This window comes from Shigella sp. FC1661 (assembly GCF_001712525.1).
GTDB lineage: Bacteria > Pseudomonadota > Gammaproteobacteria > Enterobacterales > Enterobacteriaceae > Escherichia > Escherichia coli.
The window spans coordinates 1-656 of record NZ_MDGW01000428.1 but is presented as its reverse complement, the minus strand read 5'-3'; the positions used below and the strand labels follow the sequence as shown (position 1 = coordinate 656).

Sequence of the window (656 nt, the reverse complement as noted above, 5' to 3'; positions counted from 1 at the left end):
GAGATAACCGGTTGCCAGTTAAATGCCGGAACCGTTCGCCGCTGGTTGCCGTCTGCGGGGATTGTGTGGCGAAGGGCTGCGCCAACTCTGCGTATCCGTGACCCGCATAAAGATGAAAAGATGGCAGCAATCCATAAAGCACTGGACGAATGCAGCGCAGAACATCAGGTCTTTTATGAAGATGAAGTGGATATCCATCTTCATCCCAAAATCGGTGCGGACTGGTAACTGCGCGGACAGCAAAAACGGGTGGTCACGCCGGGACAGAATGAAAAATATTATCTGGCCGGAGCGCTGCACAGCGGGACAGGTAAAGTCAGCTATGTGGGCGGCAACAGCAAAAGTTCGGCGCTGTTCATCAGCCTGCTGAAGCGGCTTAAAGCGACATACCGTCGGGCGAAAACCATCACGCTGATCGTGGACAACTACATTATCCACAAAAGCCGGGAAACACAGAGCTGGCTGAAGGAGAACCCGAAGTTCAGGGTCATTTATCAGCCGGTTTACTCGCCATGGGTGAATCATGCTGAACGGCTATGGCAGGCACTTCACGACACAATAACGCGTAATCATCAGTGCCGCTCAATGTGGCAACTGTTGAAAAAAGTTCGCCATTTTATGGAAACCGTCAGCCCATTCCCCGGAGGCAAACATGG

General features: G+C 52.3%; 1 pseudogene. It reads left to right on the top strand.

Features of this window, described 5'->3' with window-relative positions:
- Positions 1-656 (top strand): annotated as a pseudogene (locus BFF42_RS19505) (IS630 family transposase); the annotation flags it as partial.